This is a genomic window from Paenibacillus sp. FSL R10-2734, assembly GCF_037963865.1.
Taxonomy (GTDB): domain Bacteria; phylum Bacillota; class Bacilli; order Paenibacillales; family Paenibacillaceae; genus Paenibacillus_AQ.
The window spans coordinates 5,167,295-5,188,294 of sequence record NZ_CP150170.1 but is presented as its reverse complement, the minus strand read 5'-3'; the positions used below and the strand labels follow the sequence as shown (position 1 = coordinate 5,188,294).

Here is a 21,000-nt window from a genome sequence, read left to right as displayed (position 1 = left end):
CATTAAGTATGTGCTATGAAACAACTTGAATACGATTGTACTCGCTTAATTTTTATTCAAGTATAAATCATGTGTTTTCACTTCTACTTGATCATTAATTACTCTGTAAGAGGAACGCCCAACGTACAATGGAATACTGAGTTTACTAAAGTTGGGTAGTCTGTTCTCATGGAATAACTCCTCATCTTTATAGGTAATCAATACATCACCTACAATCCAGTCATGATCTCCATAATTTACGATGTCTACGACTTTACATTCATAAGCAAAATAAGCATCACTTAATATAGGTACATTTGCTTTTAGACCGTCCTCATAAGAAATATTGAACTCTCTGAATTTATCGATATCTTTTCCACTAAAAGTTCCTACTGCTTGTATCAATTCTGAACACTTGGCGGGAAGAAAGTTAATGCCGAAATAACCACTATCTTTAATGAGCTGGTAAGAATAAGTTTCCCGTCTTAAAGAAATACCGTAACGATGAGGCTGCATTCCTATGAATGTATGCCACCCTGAGGCCATAATATTTTTAATTTCACCTAATTGTGAAGAAACAATTGCAACTATTCCAGGGTACGTATTCCAGTCTAGTGTTTCTGTAGGTTTTCTCATTCTTAATAATTTCCTCCTATAATTTACGATTTCCCTCGCTGTGCATTACTATAAGAATTTGATTCATTATACTAAAATAAGCGATCATCGAGAAGGCGGCTTAGCCAAATTGCTCGATTGATCGTTTGTTTTAACAAGGTCCAATTTCATTTTTAAATGATGGGTCCAATCGGTGAACCCAATTTTTAATAGCTTTTCCGCTGCTTCCCCCGGACTAATTACGAAATCATTCCTTACCCAAAAACTTAGGTATCCTATGGTGCCATAACTAGCGAAGATTGCATAATCCTGATCGCCAAAGGCACTCAATAAATGCGCCGCCAGCTGATCAGACAATTTTCTGATTTCATCTGCATTATCAAATTCAATCACATAAAATGAGCGATATTTCAAAATATGTCTACATAAGAAATAAGGGGTACTTGGCGTGTCTTTTAATAAAGAGTCTTGTTTGTAAAAAGATAAAAATAGGTCATTTAGGGTTTTTCTCACATGCTCTATTAGTTCAAACTTATCAGTGAAATGCAAATAAAAGGTAGAACGAGAAATCTGTGCTCTTTGAACAATTTCTTTTACAGAAAGGTCTTGAAAACTTCTCTCACTTAACAGCTCTAAAAACGCTTCACATATTACTTCTTTTGCTGTTCTCAATTGTGACACTCCTCTAGACATTTATATCAAAATTGTCTCGTTATGGCTCTGTTGAAAGCGCTTATAATACAATCAAATATGATTTTGGAGGTTGCGAAATGACAAAACATGTGTATGTAATTACAGGTGGATCGGGTGGAATGGGTAAAGCAACTGCTGAAATCGTCGGGAAAAAAGGGACTGTTCTATTAGCAGACATATCGGAAGAACGCTTAATTCAAACTAAAGAAGAACTAAATGAAAAGGGTATTACAGAAGTATACTACCAAACTGTTGATATTACCTCAAAAGAAAACGTTACTGCTTTAGCGAAAAGAGCTTCTGAATTAGGTACGTTAAAAGGGTTAGTACATACAGCGGGCCTTTCCCCTACAATGGCGGATTCAAAGCGGATTACAGAAGTTAACCTAGTCGGTACAGGTATTGTGTTAGAAGCATTCCTACCACTTGCTACAGAAGAAACTGCGGTTGTTTGTATCTCCTCCATGAGTGGTTATATGGCAGCTCGTCAAGGTCCTTACGTAGAAGTATTAAAACAACCATTAGCGGAAAACGTTGTTGAAACCATGGAGCAATTTGCACAAGGAAACTCAGGCGCAGCTTATTCCTTATCTAAATTAGGTGTGCAATTAATTGTTGAAGATCAGGCATGGATATGGGGAGAAAAAGGAGCTCGTATTACGTCACTATCACCTGGAACAATCAACACAGCAATGGGCCGCCAAGAAGCAGATAAGCAAAAAGAAATGAAGTTAATGCTTGATATTACACCGTTACGCCGCGAAGGCGAAGCTTCTGAGATTGCAACAGCTATTGCATTTTTACTCAGTGATGATGCTTCTTATATTACAGGCTTTGATTTACGAGTAGATGGTGGGACTATTGCGAACATAAAAAAAGCAAAAATAGGTGAGAATATTTAGATTTGGCAGAAATCCGATTCAGCCAAGCATTTTATTTTAGAAAACTATGCAAAAAGTCCCGATAAGATAATTCCTTTATCGGGACTTTTACATGTGATAAACTTTCTGGCATCGATTTAAACAGCAAATTGTAAGGGTTATTTGTACTTATTTCAAAGATGGATCTTTCCGATGCTTCGTTGCTTGCTCATACGCAGATGCAATATGAATCAACTGATCTTCTGAAAATTTAGTTCCGACGATCGTTAACCCTAAAGGCTCACCTGTTGACTTATAGCCAGCAGGAACGGTTATGGCTGGGTATCCTGCACCCGCATACAACCCGGATGTATCATTAGAAATGGAGACGATGGCGTCCGCACCGTTGTCCTTTAATATTTTATCTAACATAGCACTTGCTAGTTCTACATGGGACTTCGCTTTTTTGGTAAAGTCGTCATAGGACATTGTATTTTTCGCAGATGCTTCTAACATATCTTGTCCCCAAGCCGCTCTATTCGCTAGATCCTCGTTATTGATGCGAACGATATCCGCAACAGATGTAATGCCACTAACCTTTGCTATTTTCAAATACTTTTCTAGATCAAATTTAAAGCCCGCATCTAGAATCGCGGATGAGTCCAATTTTTTAAAATCTTTAAATTTCAGCTTCGCATGTACAGTTTCGGCCCCAAGATCCTTCATTTCTTGCTCAGCTGCTTGGAAAAACTGCTCTTCCCCCGTTCTTCCTAGCGTTAAATCTAAGAACACGAGTTTCTTGCCCTTCAAATCTCCGCCTTTCGCAGATACTGCGTAATCTTTCTTGTGTTGATCCGCTTCTCCTGTAGCTGCGTCCTGTGCATCACTTCCTGAAATAACTCCGAGTGTTAATGCTGCATCGCTGACATGCTTCGTAATGACACCTGGTGTGTCAAATACTTCTGTAATTGGAATGATACGATCTCTACTGACCAATCCAAGGGACGGTTTGATCCCAACAACGGAGTTCTGACTTGATGGATATATGATTGAACCCGCTGTTTCTGTACCAATGGTTACTGTAGAAAATCCTGCTGCTGCCGCTACTGCTGACCCTGAACTGGAGCCGCCGACATCGAATTTACCGTACGGGCTATGCGTCTGTCCGCCCAACGCAGAATAACCACTAACAGGCGTTGAAGTCAAATAATTTGCAAATTCACTTAAATTCGTCTTCCCTAAAATAAGTGCACTTTCTTGACGCAGCTGTTTCACAACAAACGAATCTTTGTCTAGCTTGGAATCCTTTAACGCATACGCACCTGCAGTTGTATGCATTTGGTCCCCTGTACCGATATTCCCTTTAATTAGAACAGGAATTCCGTACATTTTCCCTGTCGTTGGATGTGCATCCAATTCCTTCGCAATACGGATGGCATCTGGATTAAGCTCCATCACCGCATTGAGTTTATTCACATCATATTTCTCAATTCGCTTCAAATAGTATACAACCAAATCTTCTACACTTAGTTTCTTGCTCTTATACATGGCTTGAATCTCTGGAATGGAGGCATCAGAAACCATCTGCTCCAATTGCTTGTACTTGTCCTCCGACATCCCATCCAGCTCATGACGAAATTGTGCTAGATTAAGTGTTTGCTTCGCGGAGGTAGTCTTCTCCAGATCATACTGATTCTTGACCTGCTCACTTACATTCTTGTCCATAACCTTCATAATTTCTTCGGTGCTCGGTGTGCGGTTAATTAAATATAGAAAGCCCCCGACGACAATTACGATCAGCACACCCAGAATGATGGCCAACCATTTTAAAAATCTCTTCATACGCATTAGTGCCTTCTTTCTTTTTGATGTAATTACCTAAGTATCTACGAATTCTAATGTATCATTGTGAACTCAATATTAACTCAATAGAAACCAATATTGGTAAATATGAGCCAATGAGGCTCATAGTATGTATTTGGAATATTAATGTTCAGCTTAAGCAACGCAGCAATAGATATGATGCTAGAAATAATAAGGTGGTATAAGATTTCACGTTAATTCAATTGATAGTATCCCCGTTACGATAGTCAGTATAACTGTTTAATAGTAAATATGACTACATTGAGGTTCTTTTGTATACCTAATGTAAATTTTCATGAATTCTGTTTTGGTATGATGAATAAGGGCGATTTTGCTTACGAAGTAAACGCAGTATTTATTTGAATTGATAAAATCGGAGTGATATGAATAATGAAGAAATTAATTAGCTTATTAATATGTATGACGTTATTTAGTGCTCCAATGATCGTTGCAGCAGAAGGAATGCCCGACGAAATGGGAGGGGACCAACTACCGGATGTAAGTAAATATCAATCTAGAACCATGGTAGATGGCAAGTATGTGAAGCTTCCAACACAACCCATTATAGATCACAAAACAGCCTATCTCCCTTTAAAAGATATTATGGAGAAGGCCGGTTATCAAGTGAAGTGGGATGCCGCCACGAAGAGTATTGTAATGAAATCAGCTGCAAAAGGTTATACATTCAATGTAACCAAGGGGAAATTTGAAGCAGATGGAAAGGCAGCAATAGTATACAAAGATTACACTAATAAAAATGGTAAAATATTCGTGTTGCCTGACTTCTTCTCCTTGCTACCCAATCCGACCGTGAGCTGGGATCGTGTAGCAAAAACGGCAATCATTCGCACGGCTACACCTGGTAATCTTGTCATGTATAATTTAGGACAAGGTATATTGAAGGATAAATCATCCAACCGTGAAGTGAAATATAGCATGCAAGGAATTATAGGTGTACCCAAGGTGAACAACGCTCCGGTTGCGATTATTATTCACGGTGCACATCCTATGGAAAAAGCAGCGGATAATCGTTATGATCTTGGATTTAGCTATCTGGTCGATTCGCTCTCTCAAGCGGGTTATCTAACCATTTCCCTAAACGTAGGCATTAATTATTCTTTCGAGGCAGGTGAACCTGTTGGGAGAGAAAGAACATTACAAATCGTGGAGCAACAGATTTCACATCTTAAAGACGCGATCGAAGGGAAGAAGAATGATTTTGGTATAGCATTAAAAAACAAGGGTGATTTGAATAAAGTAGTTTTAATCGGTCATTCTCGCGGCGCTGCTGATATATTTGATATTGCAAAAACATCAAAGCTTATTCATCCCATTGGCCTACTTTCCATTGCTCCATCATTAACCACTGAGTTAGCTAAACCATATGTGGACGTTCCAACTAGTATTATCCTTCCACAATATGATGGGGATGTATCAGAATTAGATGGTGGTATACTTTTCGAGGAGCTTAAGAACTCGAATAAAAAATCCGGCGTTGAGCAAGTATATCTTCACAATGCGGATCACGGCGGATTCAATAGTGCTATTTTGCCGCAGGATCCTTATGCCAAGCCGGAAAATTTGAAACTGTTAATGCCTAGAGAACAAGAAAGAAGCTTCCTTCAAGCTTATGCTGTACATTTCATGGACGCGGTTACGAAGCACGGGATTACACCACAGATGGAGAAGCCGATTGCTTCATCGAGCTTAGGCAATGTTAGTGAGCTTATCACGACGTATACACCAAATGACAAGTATGTGGTGAACGCGAATACCATTCAAGCAAATGAATTCAAACAGTTGACTAGTCGTTCAACTGCGAAAGTAAAGCAAGTGAGCTTCAGCTCCATCCCAGGTGGAACAGCAGGAAACTTCAAGCCACCCGGCACTTTTAAGCACTATGGACTCATCAATGCGACCTGGAATCAGAAAAATCAAAAGGTTGTAATGGATTTTCCTAATATGCTGAACTTAGCTAATAAGAAGCAGTTAATTATTAGCTTAGCGCAGGATAGCACTAGTGCACTTAATCATCGTATGGATCAGGGTATGACGGTTGCGCTTACTGATCAAGCGGGCCATCGAACGGTAGTCAAGGTCCCGAAAGGAAATCCCGCTTTATCGTATCAAAAAGGAGATTTAAAACAGATTAAAGAATGGGACGGTAGCGTAACATCATATTTCTCTACCTTTACGCCCATATCGGATTTGAAGATTGATCTTACTTCATTTGGTTCAATTAATGTATCACACGTAAAGTCACTAGAGTTAAGCTTCACAGATAGTGATTCAGGAAATGTAATGATTAAGGATATCAAAGCAAGGTAAAACGGTGAAAACCCGCATATCGTTAGATTGAAAAAAGATGGCTCCTGTATTTTGGCGGGAGTCATCTTTTTTATTCTTGATTAGCTATAATATTTGAAGATTAATGTATTAGGCTCGCATTTGGCAAAGAGGTGGACTAGCGATTTCGCTTCGTCTTCATTTGGAATAATAGCTTTAAGATATAACTAGATATAGGAAATAGAAGTTATACATATTAAGCCAGCCGTGGTAGCCTTAACTTAAAAGCGATGAGTAGAGGGGTTTTTAATTTGGGAGCGGCAGGGAATACATTTAAACAAAAAATATTGAGCAAGAAACCTGGTATTTTAACATATGGGATGACACCACCGAAGGCAAGTCATTCACCAGAAAAGATATCAGAAATTGCACAGAAACAGGTTGAAAGACTTAAAAACCTTGATCTAGATGCTTTAATTCTTTACGACGTCCAGGAGGAAGTAGATAGGGTTGATCATGATAGACCTTACCCATATTTACCAACACTTGATCCGTCTATCTATGGTGATAAATATCTAGGAGATCTAGAGGTCCCAAAAATAATTTATCGGTGCGTCGGTAATGATACAAGAGCTCAGTTCGAGGATTGGATTAAGACTGACGAAAGTGAAAACAGATTTTCCGTGTATGTGGGTGCTTCGTCAGGTAAGCAAGAGGTGAAATTGACATTACCAGATGCTTACAAGCTTAGCAAACAGTTAAATCGTAATTTAACTTTTGGAGGAGTTGTCATTCCTGAAAGACATATAAAAAAGAATGATGAGCATATACGGGTTGTCGACAAGATTAATAATGGGTGCAACTTTTTTATCACTCAGGCAACTTATAATGTAGAGGCATCAAAGAATTTATTGTCTGATTTATATTATTACAATACAAATCACGGTTTTGAGATGGTTCCTATTTTATTTAATCTTGCACCATGTGGTACAGCGAAAACATTACAATTTATGAAATGGTTAGGAATCAGTATCCCGGGATGGTTAGAAAACGAGTTGAAGTACTCGAACGACATTTTGGATAAATCAATTCAGCTATCTCAAAAAATCTTTGAAGAACTATTCGATTTCGGGCTGGAAAAGGGAATTCCAATTGGATGCAGCATCGAAAGTGTATCAACAAGTAAGTTGGAAATTGAAGCATCCGTACAGCTTGCTAAAGATGTAAAGGCATTTTTAGATAAAAAGCTGTTTAGTCTAGAAAGTAGATGATTTATTGTTTAGCGCTATAAGCTGCTTCCGGTACACTACCGGAGGCAGCTTTATTTAGTTATGGGCACAGAAACACTTGCTGATCTACGGCTGGATTTAAGGGAGTTTAGTGGTAGGGTTCTTTTATAAATTGTATGAAAAGTGATAGTTTCTGGGCGAGAGGATCAACGCGGCACATTTCAAGCGCATCTCGATTCGCTAACTAATAACTCAGATTTAAGCATTGTGAATAATATGGGAATAATCTAGACTATACGCAGGACAATCTGATATCAGCGCTTATGAATCTAACATATTGGTAGAAAGGGGCGAATGAGCGCTAATGAGAAAATACTGGTTTCGAAGTTTGGGTACCCGGTTGTATCTGTGGGTCATTCTATGTATTATTTTTCCGGTAGTCGGCATGTTCATCTATAGCTTCTGGACATTCGAGGGAATCATTAAAGAAGAAGTCAGCCAGCGGAGCATCGAGAGCATTACGGGGATCGAAAATGAAATCAATAATATATTCGACAATCTAGTCAGAGCATCAAACGTATTGAGCAATAATGACAGCATTCTCCGAGTATTAGAGGATGAGAACCGATCTTATTATGAACGTTCCACCGATATTGGCAAAGCGATTGATAACGTGATTGAGAGCAACAGTGTATTGAGTCAAGCTAAGATTACAATTTTCGATAATCGTATGGACGTTTATTCTAATTGGTCTTTGAATTTCAACGATTATCGGTTCCTCTATCAGGAAGATTGGGTACAGCAGGCAGTCAACTACAACGGACACCTCGTATGGCGCTTGCTTGAGCCATCATTCATAAATGAAGACAAAAACAAGAATAAGAACTATATCTCCCTGGCTCGGGTCATTAACGGTTTCGGTAACGGGGAGGACAAATCGGGTGTTCTGATCATCAGCTTAAGCGAAGAAGTGTTTATCGGGATATTCCAAAAAAATAAATATATTAGCAATAAAGATGACATCGTCATTGTAACCAATGATAGCAATAAAATGATTATGTCTCTTGATCCGAGGGGGATCAGTAACAGTCAAGAAGTAAGCAAACTGATGCACGAAATATCTGATGAAGAGCGTGGATATAAACTGCGAGAAGTAGAAGGAAAAAAGTATATGGTCAATTATTACACGATCTCCCGAGTACCCTGGACTTTCGAAAATGGTGAGTGGAAGGTGACGGTATTCACTTTGTATGACAAAATCATCAAGGGGTTGAAAACGTTTACTTCTAAAGTTGAATTGTTTTTTGGACTATTTATTGTGGCAGTGTTAGTCATATTGGGAGTGCTTACGGTTCAAATCGTGAAACCGATCAGAAAGTTAAACAAGAGAATGATGAAATTCAATCCTTCGCATGAGCTTACCCGATTGGAGATTGGTCGCAAGGATGAAATCGGGCATCTGAATCTATCCTTTCAAAATATGGCAAAAAACATTATTGAACTGTTCGAGAAGCTTGAAACTGAGCATAACATCCGGGAGAAGTATCGTTTCGAATCGCTGCGAGCCCAGCTCAACCCGCATTTTCTTTTCAATTCGTTGAATACGATCCGGTGGATGGCCATTCTTCGCAAAGCGGATAACATCGTAGAGAACGTCGATGCCTTGGTCAATTTGATGAATTATAGCATGAGCAGAGGCAGCGAATTCGTAGCGCTTCGGGAGGAAATCGAACATATCCGTAGTTATGTACATATCCAAAACAGCCGATATGGGGGGAAGATTGAGCTTGAAGTCGAAGTAGATTCCGTTATGATGGATATGCAAATTATCCGGTTCATTCTGCAACCAGCTGTGGAAAATGCGATCATTCATGGCTATAAGGATGCGAACCGTCAAGGCACTATCTTGGTGAAGGCGATCCCGGAACAAAACAATCTGGCATTATATGTGATGGATGACGGCGTAGGAATCGAACAGGATAGATTGGCGTCGATTCTAGTTGAGGAACAGGTGAAGCGAGGCAACGAAAAGAAGATTTCTGGAATCGGTCTGAAGATCGTCAATGAAAGATTGAAGATGTCATATGGACATAAATACGGAGTATGGATTGAGAGTGAAGCAGGAAAGGGCACGGTTGTCAAATTCCTGCTTCCCATGGTTCAAGAGGAGGTTTCGGAATATGATGAAGGTGTTGTTGGTTGAAGACGAGATCCTCGTTCGCGTAGGAATCAAGTCCATTGTTGATTGGGAAGAGCATGGGTATACGGTGATCGGGGAAGCTTCGAATGGAGCGGAAGCCTTAGAGAAAATCCAGGACAATGTTCCTGATCTCGTGATGACTGATCTGGTGATGGACACCATGAACGGGTTTGAATTGATAAAGGTGCTGCGACAGGATTATCCAGACATTCGGATCATTGTGCTAAGTTGCCATAACGACTTTCAAAATGTGAAGGAAGCGATGCGGCTTGGGGCGAGCGACTACTTATTTAAATTAACGATTATGCCTGATGAGCTTATCCAAACTCTTGACATGGTTAGGAATCAGATGGGCGTGGTGAATGTAGCTGTAAGCTCCGCCACAGATCAGATCGTACATCAAAACTTGAGCACGATTAAGAGCAAAGTCATTCATGCAGCCATTGAGAAGAGTTACGTCAGCGCGGCGGACTGCAGCAAGGAACTCGAGCAGCTTGGAGTAAAGGTAGATCTGGAATTGGACTATATTTTGGTCTACATAAGTACGGACGAGTTTTATCTAGCCAATGTGAACAGTCGGATCAAGGAGCGGGAGTTGCTGAAGTTCTCCATGTTGAATTTCATTGCCGAAGCGTTCGAACGTATCGAATCCTCTGAAGTGTTCGAATATGACGGGGGAGATTGCCTGGTTATCGTCAATACTGAAGGATTAGAACATGTGACTATTCTGGAGACGTTCATCATGCTCCGCGAATATATGCAACGTTACCTGGGAATCAGCGTGTCCGGCAGTCTCAGCTTGAATCATAGAGGGATACGTGAATTGCAAGAAGCTCACCAAGAAGCAATTACCGCGCTAGAAGCCCGATTCTATTCGGGAGGCGGGAGCCTTTATGATTACCGGGAAAGAGTGGATATTACAGCTGGCGGCAGTATTGACTTTCCAGATAACTTGAATTGCGTAATATTGGACAACTGGCTGGAACAAATTGCGATAGAGAAGGTAAAGTTGTTCCTTGCGGAGTATTTTGATTTTATGGAATCCTGCGAACGCGTTTCCCGGCATCGCGTTCGCAACCGTCTACTGGAAGTGCTGGTTCCCTTCCTCACAGCCGCCAGAAAGCGTGGGGTCGACTTGGAAAATATGAAATACGACGGGGGCTTTACCGCGCAGCAAGTCATCGCCCAATATGAGAGCCTCAAGTTGATCCGGACCTGGTTTATGCAGTTTGCCGATGACTTTATGGAAGAATGTCGCAAGAAGGGGCAAACAAGGGGTAGGCCGGAGATCGTTAAAGTCAAAGACTATGTGAAAAATAATTTAAGCAGCAGTGACATTAGTGTCTCAACCGTAGCAGTTCTGGTCAATATGAGCGAGAGCTATTTCTCTCACCTGTTCAAGAAGGAAACGGGGAGCAGTTTCGTCGATTATGTCAATTGCATGAGAATCGAGAAGGCGAAAGGACTGCTACTGCATACTGATATGAAAATATTCGAAATCGCGTCGAAGGTCGGCGTTGAGAATACAAATTACTTCAGCATGCTGTTTAAGAAGCTGACGGGAATTTCGCCTTCAGAGTTCAGACAGTGAGGAGCAGGCTTGCCGCATAGGCGAGCCTGCTCCTACTTTATTTCGAAGAATTTTGTAGTGTGATCGAAGATTATTGATGAACGTCGTTGCGTCACTTGATAGCACCCGGGTCCGATGAAGTAATGACGACAGAATATTGATGAAAGTCAATCGTTCTGTTGATCCCCATTTCATCTAACTTCACCTATAGTAAACATGTAACCCAATAAGAAAAATAGAAATTCAAGGAGGGACATGGATGAAAGCAAAGAGATTAGGCTTGTTGGTTTTATCAGCTTTATTGACGGTAATGGTGTTTGCCGGATGTAGTAAGAACAATTCACCGGGCATTACCGCTCCTAGCGAGGCTTCCCAAGATACAGACACGGAGAAATCAGAGAGCAAACAGTCCATTAAACTGAAAATGTGGGGGGCTGTTCCACCGGAAGCCGGTCCACAAGCTGTCATGGATAATTTTAATAAGGCGTTTGCAGATCAGGGCATCAGCATAGAATATGAACGGTACGTCAATGATGATCAAGGCAATATGAAGTTGGAAACGAATCTTCTGGCAGGTAACGACATAGATATTTATGTCTCCTACACGCTGGATGGGTTGAAGAAGAGAGCTTCGGGCAAAATGGCGCTGGATTTAACCCCTTATCTGGAACAGGACAAGATCGACCTGGCAGATAGCTTCGGCGGTGCCATGGCGACTTCTTACAACGTTGACGGCAAGAGCTATGCGATTCCGACCAAGTTTGACCAGTTTGGGATCGTTTTAAACAAAGATATGTTCGATGCTGCCGGTATCCCTATACCGACGGAATGGACAATGGATGAATTCCGTGAGATCGCTAAGAAATTGACCCATGGTGAGGGACAGGAGAAAGTATACGGCATGTTCTTCAACACGCAACAGGATATATTCTGCTCTTTGAATTACTTCTCTGTGCAAGTATTGGGCGGCGACGTATTCTACAAGCAGGGTGGCAAGGAAACTAACTTCACGGACCCTGCGATCGTTAAATCAACCCGCACCGTTGCAGATATGATGAACGTGGACAAGAGCGCTCCTACTCACGTGGATAGCGTGACCCAAAAGTTGACCCAGGAAGGGATGTTTCTGAGCGGTAAATCCGCTATGACGATCGGCCCTTGGATGATCCGCAGCATCAAGGATAAGGTCAACTATCCGCATTCCTTTGTAACGGCATTCGCACCTTATCCTACACCAGAGAAGAAGTCGGACATGTTTACGCAAGGCGGCTTAGGTGATCTGGTTTCGATTAATCCGAAGTCCAAAAATATTGATGCGGCATGGACATTCCTGAAATGGTATGCAACAGAAGGTATGTTGCCGCTGTCCCAAGGCGGAAGAGTTCCGGCATACAAGCAATTCGATAAGGATAGCATTCTCCAGGCATTCATCAGCGGTGCGGAAGATATTCTCGATGCCCAAACGACGAAAGCGGTATTAATCGATCCAAAAACCAACTATGCGGTTCCGTCAATCTCCAATAAACTTCCTGAAATCAGGAAAGTATTGGGTGAAGAGCTGGAAAAAATCTATCTTGAAAACAAAACGACCGAAAACGGGCTTGCAGATGCGAAGAAGCGCGCAGACGAATTACTGAAGTGAAATAGATAGATTAGAAGGAGTGCGGGTTGCCTGCACTGCACTCCTTCAATAAGGAGGTACAAATCCGTTGAAGATAAGCAGACAGTTAAAAACGGACATCGTTGGATATACCTTTATCGCACCGAATTTAATCGGATTTCTAATATTTACGTTGTTCCCTGTTGCATTTTCCGTTGTCATCAGCTTTACCGATTGGGATTACACACAAGGTTTTAACAGTATGACCTTTAACTGGGGCAATAATTTCGTAGAGATGTGGAAGGACGAATGGTTTGTTGCTTCGTTGATCAATACATTCTACTTTTCTTTCGCAGTCGTTCCGGCAACCGTTTTCATTGCCCTCGTCCTAGCCGTGGTGATCGATAAGTATGTCATCGGTAAGACGCCTGTTCGACTCGCAATGTTCATGCCTTACATTTCTAATATCGTGGCATTATCGATTGTCTGGGTCATGATGTACTCTCCTTACGGACCGATCACTCAATTGGTTCAATCGTTGGGAGTCGAGAACCCGCCCAAATGGTTAGGCGATTTCAACTGGGCGATGCCGGCCATCATCGTGATGTCGATCTGGGCAGGTGTTGGATACTGTATCATGATTTACACTTCTGCCATCCAGTCGTTGCCAACTGAACAATACGAAGCCGCAGAGATCGACGGCGCCAGTGAAGTCCAGAAATTTTTCAAAATTACGATTCCTATGCTTTCCCCTACGACGTTCTTCTTGGTGATTACGACTTTCATCGCTTCTTTCCAGGTTTTTGGTCAGATTATGATTATGACCAGAGGTGGTCCCGGAACGTCTACCAGTGTGCTCGTCCATTACGTATATACGACTGCATTCTCCTTCTATCGAATGGGCTATGCCGCGGCGATTTCCTGGATTCTATTTATTGTTTTGTTTATTATTACGATCATTCAGTGGCAAGGTCAGAAAAAGTGGGTTAGCTACACCTAGGCAGGGAGGAAATCTTATGGATACGACAAACCAGCAGATCTTATCGAAACGAGGACAGCCGAGCAGATTCCCTGCTATGAATAGGAAAAAAACGAAAACAATTACCTTGAAGATCATATTTACGTTACTGGTTGGTATTCTGGCTTTCACGATGATCGTTCCGTTCTTGTGGATGTTATCGGCATCATTTAAAATTTCGGCAGACGTGTTAAAGCTCCCGACAGACTGGATTCCAAACTATTTGAATCTCGATAACTTCAAAGTCGTGTGGAATATTGGCGACTCTGCACCAAGAGATTATCACTTCGCACTCAGTTTCTACAACTCTTTGAAAGTGTCGACCATCAACATGGTGTTCGGAGTGCTTACTAGCTCATTGGCCGGATATGCATTCGCGAAGATTCGGTTCAGAGGGGCTAACGTCGTCTTTCTCTTGTATTTGTCGACGATGATGATTCCTTCACAGGTAACGTTGATTCCTAAGTTTGTATTATTCGATAAGCTTGACATGATGGGAACGCACTTGACTTTGATTTTACCCGGGATCGTAACGATTACGGGAACATTCCTCATGAGGCAATTTTTCATGCAAATCCCGAACGAATTAATTGAAGCGGCGCATATCGACGGCGCCGGAGAGTTCAGAACCTGGGCGCAGATCGTCTTGCCTATCGCGAAACCGTCGATGGCGTCTCTCGCAATGATCGTGTTCTTGTGGAGTTGGAACAACTATCTCGATGCGCTCGTGTTTCTTAGGGATTGGCGAACCTATACGATACCGGTGGCGCTTAATAACTTTATTGACGAGAGCATTACGGAATACAATTTGGTCATGGCAGCGTCCGTATCCGCCTTATTTCCAGTATTCATCGTCTTCTTGGTAGGGCAGAGATTTTTCGTCAAAGGATTAACCGCAGGAGCGGTCAAGGGATAAAACGAGGAGGGTATTCTAATGACAAAGTATTATTTGGAGCCGGCTAAAACAATTCCGGTTAAGCACGAAGTCGATGTGCTCGTTATAGGGGGCGGTCCAGCAGGTTTCTCTGCAGCCGTGAATGCAGCCCGAAGGGGTGCCAAGACGATGCTCATTGAGCAGTCTGGCAGTGTGGGCGGTGTAGCCACTTCGGGGCTCATGAGCCACTGGACTGGAGAGACGAAGGGAGGATTTTACGAGGAAATATTAAGTCGTAGTGAATATATGGAAGAAGGCCCTAGCATGGGAGGACATGGTACATTCCGGCAAGTCATAAATCACGAACGCCTAAAGACCGTTATGCTGCAAATACTAGAGGAAGCCGGTGTCATTGTGCAACTCTATACGTTTGCAAGCGCTCCGATTTTGGAAGACAAGACGATAACCGGTGTTATTACGGAAAGTAAATCCGGACGGGAATCCATTATGGCGGGCATTGTCATTGACGCCTCCGGAGATGGGGATATCGCAGCCAGAGCAGGTGCTCCTCACTATCTTGGACGTGAATATGACGGTAAAATGCAACCGATGACTATCATGTTACAGGTGGCTGGCGTGGATACTTCTCAAGTACGTTATGTGCATGGTTTTGAAGAAACCTATGATCTTCCGGGTGGAGATATCCAGACCCTGGGGAGGCAACATATTCCATATCCAGCCGGCCATGTGCTGATCTATCCGTCGCCGCTTCCAGGTATCGTTACGCTCAATATGACGAACAGCATTAAAGTGAACGGTACTAAAGCAGAGGATTTAACCCGCGCAACCGTAACATGTAGAAATCAGATTGAACCGATTATCCAATTTCTGAAAGAGTTTGTACCGGGATTTGAGAATTGTTTCGTAATCAATTCTTCTGCGCAGATTGGCGTTCGGGAGACTCGTCACTTCATTGGTGAACAGACATTAAATGAACAAGATATTATGGTGGCCAGAGTTTTCGATGATTGGGCCGTGGCCAACGTGCATTTTAACTTTGACGTGCACAACCTGTCCGGAGCGGGATTGGACGAGACCGGGGAGCAAAAGCATTTCAAACAAAAAAAAGGTTATACGATTCCTTACGGATGCTTCGTTCCTACTGAAGTGGACAATCTTCTGTTGGCTGGTCGGAATATTTCTGGCACCCATATGGCGCATTCCAGCTTCCGGGTAATGCCGATCTGCGCAAATATGGGGCAATCGGTAGGCATTGCTGCGGCACTGTGCATAGAGAAGGGCTGCAAGCCCCGTAGCTTGGATGTGAAGTTGCTGCAAGAAGAACTGATCAAACTGGGGGTAAGGCCGGATGAATAAAGTTAAATGACAATTCCATATTGTTCTTAAATTTTAATATGCCTTATTTTTGCACACGACATAGTGAGCAAAGATGAGGCATGATTTTTTGTTGTTTTTACAGAATATGCAGACATATTCGATTTCGGTCTGGAAAAGGGAATTCCAATTGGATGCAGCATCGAAAGTGTATCAACAAGTAAGTTGGAAATTGAAGCATCCATACAGCTTGCTAAAGATGTAAAGGCATTTTTAGATAAAAAGCTGTTTAGTCTAGAAAGTAGATGATTTATTGTTTAGCGCTATAAGCTGCATCCGGTACACTACCGGATGCAGCTTATTTAGTTATGGCCACAGAAACACTTGCTGATCTACTTTTTAAAGCCTACTCAGCAATCATTTGATAGACAGTCTGATGCCCATCGTTTGAAATAGACGTATTTCCGGTGTGAAATGCCCTTACAGCGGATAAGGCATATGAGTATAGATAATTGCGTAGGGTCAATTGTTCCTATTCGAAATCTATGAGTGTGAGGTGGAGCATGAGTAAAATAATTTATAAGGTAAAAAGAAGATTAATACGTAAAAGAAATATCGCTAAGAGAACTCTCCTAAAGCAACTGATACAGGAAAAGGTCCAGGCGCAGAAACACTTCCAATCTCAGTTGCAATTACAGAATCAAATGCAAAGTCAGCTCCAGACTCAAATTCAAAACCAGTCGCAAGCACAGGCACAAGTACAATCCCAACTGCAAAACCAATCCCAACTGCAAGCACAGCTGCAAGGTCAGGCACAAGCGCAAGAGCAATTACAAGCCCAGTTACAAGCACAGGTGCAAGCGCAAAGTCAACAACAAGCACAACTACAGGCAACACTCCAAGCCCAAAGCGCAAAGGAAACACTTTCGAAAATTGGGAATCCGGTTGTAAAAGTAACCAATAATTTGAATAAAGTCAATTCTCCCTTAGTCGCTATTTCTTCTTTTAGGGCTCTAGTAGGTGATGATGTGGACATTAAACTTCCTATAGGCGGAGTTGCAAAAGTATTCTATCCCTTGGTAAGTTTCGACTTAGGAAATGAATTTGATCCCGTTACTTCGACCTTCATCCCAAAGGTTTCAGGGGTTTATAGCATTAATGCTCAAGTGAATTTTACTCGCTCTCCCGAGTTCTTTTCAGTAATTAGCACTGTGTACGTACGAATCGCAATAAACGGTATCCTTGGCGATATTGATGATGATACCAGAGTTAATCTGGGCAATCCGAATCAAGGTTCGAGCACTGGGCAAACGTCGCAGGTTTCCGAAATTCTTCAACTGAACGCAGGTGATACGGTTGAAGTGTTTTTATTAGGCAGATTCTTTAGATTTGATAACGGGACCCCTCTTCCATTAGATGGAAGATTATTCGGTGGATCCTTTTCGGGCGCAAGACAAATCTCGCCCAAATAACGTAAACTCCTCAAAAGATTTTAATAAAATTCGAAATAAACGTGAGGTGGAGCATGAAAAGAACAGCTTGGATTAAAGGAAAACGGCTGAACAATAGGAGAGTTTATTTCACTACGAAGAGGAGAATCAAATTTAGCAGAAGAAACAGGGCATCGGGAGGATTGCGACAATTAAGAAATTTGATACAGGAACAGAACATAGCTAAAGCACAATTTCAAGCTCAGCTGCAACTGCAGAATCAACTGCAGAATCAACTGCAAGAACAGACACAAGCACAAGCGCAGGCACAAACACAACTGCAAAATCAATTGCAAGGACAATCACAGTTGCAGGCGCAATTGCAGGCTCAGGCTCAAGCACAAGCGCAATTACAGGCACAATTACAGGCTCAGGCGCAGGAACAAGAGCAGCTTCAAGATCAGTTTCAGGCTCAGCAGCAAAGTGAGACAGTGTCCATTTCTGATGTTGGTAACCCAGATGTCACCGTGAGGACTATTTTTAATAGTATCGATCCAAACCTTGTGAGAGCTTCTGCCTTTCGAGCGGTAATTACAAGTAGCACTAATGTAACAGTTTCTAGAAAAGTATTATTCCCTGTTGAGCTATTTGATTTAGCAAATGAATATAATCCGATTACTTCCGCTTTTATTCCTACGGCGCCAGGTGTGTATTGTATTACTGCGGATGTTGAATATCTTCAGAATATCGCTGCAAACACACGAAATAGCACGATCTTTTTAAGAATCGTTGTTAATGGTTCAGCAGTTACATTAGAAGACGATTCAAGAGTTAATCCAATCAATCAAAGCATCAGCCAAATTGTTCAAGCTACCGATATTCTCAAATTAAACACAGGTGATGTTGTGGAAGTGTTCATTTCCGGAGTTGGCACCGAATCTTTTACTGGTTTAATACAAAGTGGATCTTTTGCAGCTGTCAGACAACCTTCTCCAATAATCTGAGCCTAATTTAATATTATGAATAACGTGAGGTGAAACATGTATAAATCTGTGAGGAATAGGAAGGTATACATCGTTAGAAAAAGAAATTCTCAAAAGCGAGCTCTGCTGAATAAATTGATTCAGTCACAAAGTCAAACCCTAGAACAATCTCAGCTGCAGCTTCAATCCCAGAATCAACTTCAGAATCAACTCCAAGCTCAAGTGCAACATCAAACCCAGGTTCAAACCCAGGTACAATCCCAACTGCAGGAGCAAGCTCAAAAGCAATTGCAACTGCAAGCTCAGGCTCAGGCCCAAGCTCAACTCCAACTTCAATTATTGGCCCAGATTCAAGAACAATTCCAGATACAATCGCAGCTACAGGCTCAGCTTTTAACTCGAACCCAAGACCTTACCGATATCGGTAACCCTGTTGTGACCGTTGACACTGAGGATGCAAGTGTTGTCAAAGCATCAGCCTTTCGAGCTATAATCAATAATCCGGTGAATGTCGCAGTTCCACTGTTTTCAGAATTTAAAGTGTTTTTTCCGGCGGAGGAATTTGATTTGAATGGCGAATTTAATCCGGTCACCTCAACCTTTACCCCTTCCAGTTCAGGAGCATACTATATCACTTCCACTATAGGTTTCATCCATCGGACAGAGCCTGTTACGATAATCAGCTCGATATTTATGGATTTTAAAGTGAATGGTCAATTTGTCAACATCGATACCGATACTAGACTTAATCTTGCCAATCAAGGCATTGGTCAAGTTACTCAATTAACGGATATCCTTGAATTAAATGCGGGAGATACCGTGGAAGTATTTGTAACAGGTGAACTGTTAGGTGAACTTAATGGAACGCTCTTCAGTGGATCCTTTGCAGCTGCAAGACAACCATCGCCTTAAAAGTGAATCTTATCTTCTCAGACCCAGAATAACCGGACAGCAGATGCTATTCGGCTCTTCTGGTGCTTCTTTACATAAATTAGCTGATTCTAGTATTTTGGCGTAAACTAGGAGGATAGAAAGAATATTTGAACTGAGCTGCGGGGTGAGCAGGAATGGAGAAGCTGCTAGAGCTGGTAACGGGTGAGCTGCTGGCAAAGGCAACGATAGAGAGTGTTGATCCGAAGGAACCTGTGAAGGTCCGCAGCGTGCCGAAGCCCTGGAAGGTACTCGGAACGGGAAATTATGCCGCCGTATTCTATCATCCGGAAGCTCCTGATTATGCAGTGAAGGTATACGCACCGGGAAGGCCGGGACTTACGGAAGAAGCTGAGGTATATCGCCGCCTCGGTCGTCATCCTGCATTCTCCGAATGTTATTATAACGGTCCTGACTTTCTGATCTTGAAACGGCTAAGGGGAGTCACCTTCTATGACTCTATGAAATTGGGTATTCTTATCACCGAGCAGGCCATAGAGGATATTGACAGCGCGCTTGACTATGCCCGGTCCAGGGGGCTATACCCGCATGATGTCCACGCCAAGAATGTAATGATTCAGGACACCCGCGGCCTGATCGTTGATATATCCGATTTCCTGAAGGAAGAGGATTGCATTATGTGGGAGGATTACAAGGCGGCGTATTATCGCCTGTACCGACCGGTTGCCTCCCGCTGGAGGTTTCCAGTTCCCCGTCTGGTTCTGGAGACGGTACGCAGAGGTTACCGGTTATGGCGGAGATGGAAAAAATAGGTTGCTACCAAACCCAAAGAAGTAGCAGTTTGAGTCTGGTATTTCCGGATCAGTATACGAGCAAGAAGGATTTCGCTGATCGTTTAGTATTACAGTTCAAATTTTACGGAAAATTTGTAACAGATCATGTGACAGGTTATAATTTACTTGGTATTACAAGTAATCGTTGCTTAACGACTAATAAAGGAGATTTCAAATGTACAGAACAGTTCAAGATTTTCTAGGAGAATGGGCAAACGCTTCTGCAGGGACAATTCGCGTTCTCGAATCGCTTACCGATGAAAAATTAGATCAGGCAATTGTTGAAGGTCACAACTCATTGGGATGGTTAGGTTGGCATTTGGCAACCTGTCCGATGTTCTTTGGTGGTCAGGTTGGTTTAACTCTTACTCCAGTAGGCAACCCGAAGGAAATTCCAGCTCAAGCAGCTGTGATTGTTGAAGCTTATAAGAATATTGCAGCTAACGTTGCTTCTGAAGTAGAGAAATTAACGGACGAGCAAATGGTTGAGAGTGTACAGACCTTTGCTGGATTAATGCCTCGTGGTGCTATGCTTAGATCGCTCGTAGATCATCAGACACATCATCGTGGTCAAATGACGGTTCTCTTGCGTCAAGCAGGTCTTCGTGTACCTGGCGTAATTGGTCCAACTAGAGAAGAACAAGCTCAAATGAAATAGTTACTGGTACTTGTCCCTAGTGTTAGATTGGCGACAAGGATGGTACTACGAAAGTAAATCTCGTTTCTCAGACAGTTGTCTTG

At 42.1% G+C, this 21,000-nt stretch carries 17 protein-coding genes; 14 read left to right on the top strand and 3 right to left on the bottom strand.

Features of this window, described 5'->3' with window-relative positions; all coding sequences use genetic code 11:
* Window positions 1–45: 45 nt before the first annotated feature.
* Entirely contained in the window at window positions 46–615 is a 570-nt protein-coding gene (locus tag NSS67_RS22715; RefSeq protein ID WP_339315891.1) for a flavin reductase family protein, read from the bottom strand.
* An 84-nt stretch (window positions 616–699) separates the two neighbouring features.
* On the bottom strand, window positions 700–1,266 hold the full coding sequence (locus NSS67_RS22710) for a TetR/AcrR family transcriptional regulator (protein ID WP_339315889.1): 567 nt from the start codon (window positions 1,264–1,266) through the stop codon (window positions 700–702).
* A gap of 98 nt (window positions 1,267–1,364) precedes the next feature.
* Between NSS67_RS22710 and NSS67_RS22705 the strand changes: the two genes are divergently transcribed.
* The gene (locus NSS67_RS22705; RefSeq protein ID WP_339315887.1) at window positions 1,365–2,189 is read left to right on the top strand and encodes an SDR family oxidoreductase; all 825 of its coding nucleotides are present in this window, start codon (window positions 1,365–1,367) and stop codon (window positions 2,187–2,189) included.
* Between the two features lie 147 nt (window positions 2,190–2,336).
* Here NSS67_RS22705 and NSS67_RS22700 read toward each other — a convergent pair whose 3' ends face one another.
* Window positions 2,337–3,989: an amidase family protein gene (locus tag NSS67_RS22700; protein WP_339315886.1), complete on the bottom strand. Its 1,653-nt coding sequence runs from the start codon at window positions 3,987–3,989 to the stop codon at window positions 2,337–2,339.
* A gap of 441 nt (window positions 3,990–4,430) precedes the next feature.
* Here NSS67_RS22700 and NSS67_RS22695 point away from each other — a divergent pair, with 441 nt between their 5' ends.
* The 13 genes from NSS67_RS22695 (at window position 4,431) to NSS67_RS22635 (ending at window position 20,917) form a co-directional block, all read left to right on the top strand.
* A complete protein-coding gene (locus NSS67_RS22695; protein ID WP_339315884.1) occupies window positions 4,431–6,338 on the top strand; it encodes a stalk domain-containing protein in 1,908 nt (635 codons plus the stop codon).
* 269 nt (window positions 6,339–6,607) lie between these two features.
* Complete coding sequence (locus NSS67_RS22690; RefSeq protein WP_339315882.1) at window positions 6,608–7,567, top strand: methylenetetrahydrofolate reductase; 960 nt, start codon at window positions 6,608–6,610, stop codon at window positions 7,565–7,567.
* A 322-nt stretch (window positions 7,568–7,889) separates the two neighbouring features.
* Window positions 7,890–9,728: a histidine kinase gene (locus NSS67_RS22685; protein WP_339315880.1), complete on the top strand. Its 1,839-nt coding sequence runs from the start codon at window positions 7,890–7,892 to the stop codon at window positions 9,726–9,728.
* Window positions 9,706–11,316, top strand: coding sequence for a response regulator (locus NSS67_RS22680; protein WP_339315878.1), 1,611 nt, complete (start codon window positions 9,706–9,708; stop codon window positions 11,314–11,316). Before NSS67_RS22685 ends, NSS67_RS22680 begins: the two co-directional genes overlap by 23 nt.
* 238 nt (window positions 11,317–11,554) lie before the next feature.
* Window positions 11,555–12,937, top strand: coding sequence for an extracellular solute-binding protein (locus tag NSS67_RS22675; RefSeq protein WP_339315877.1), 1,383 nt, complete (start codon window positions 11,555–11,557; stop codon window positions 12,935–12,937).
* Between the two features lie 67 nt (window positions 12,938–13,004).
* Window positions 13,005–13,895: a sugar ABC transporter permease gene (locus tag NSS67_RS22670; protein WP_339315876.1), complete on the top strand. Its 891-nt coding sequence runs from the start codon at window positions 13,005–13,007 to the stop codon at window positions 13,893–13,895.
* 16 nt (window positions 13,896–13,911) lie between these two features.
* Window positions 13,912–14,829: a carbohydrate ABC transporter permease gene (locus tag NSS67_RS22665; protein ID WP_339315875.1), complete on the top strand. Its 918-nt coding sequence runs from the start codon at window positions 13,912–13,914 to the stop codon at window positions 14,827–14,829.
* 18 nt (window positions 14,830–14,847) lie between these two features.
* The gene (locus NSS67_RS22660; RefSeq protein ID WP_339315874.1) at window positions 14,848–16,164 is read left to right on the top strand and encodes an FAD-dependent oxidoreductase; all 1,317 of its coding nucleotides are present in this window, start codon (window positions 14,848–14,850) and stop codon (window positions 16,162–16,164) included.
* Window positions 16,165–16,685: 521 nt separating this feature from the next.
* Window positions 16,686–17,594, top strand: coding sequence for a hypothetical protein (locus NSS67_RS22655; RefSeq protein WP_339315872.1), 909 nt, complete (start codon window positions 16,686–16,688; stop codon window positions 17,592–17,594).
* 53 nt (window positions 17,595–17,647) lie between these two features.
* Window positions 17,648–18,556, top strand: a complete 909-nt coding sequence (locus tag NSS67_RS22650; RefSeq protein ID WP_339315871.1) for a hypothetical protein — start codon at window positions 17,648–17,650, stop codon at window positions 18,554–18,556.
* 48 nt (window positions 18,557–18,604) lie between these two features.
* Entirely contained in the window at window positions 18,605–19,447 is an 843-nt protein-coding gene (locus NSS67_RS22645) for a hypothetical protein (RefSeq protein ID WP_339315870.1), read from the top strand.
* A 155-nt stretch (window positions 19,448–19,602) separates the two neighbouring features.
* Window positions 19,603–20,238, top strand: coding sequence for a serine/threonine-protein kinase (locus tag NSS67_RS22640; RefSeq protein ID WP_339315869.1), 636 nt, complete (start codon window positions 19,603–19,605; stop codon window positions 20,236–20,238).
* A 196-nt stretch (window positions 20,239–20,434) separates the two neighbouring features.
* Window positions 20,435–20,917, top strand: coding sequence for a DinB family protein (locus tag NSS67_RS22635; protein ID WP_339315868.1), 483 nt, complete (start codon window positions 20,435–20,437; stop codon window positions 20,915–20,917).
* Window positions 20,918–21,000: the final 83 nt, after the last annotated feature.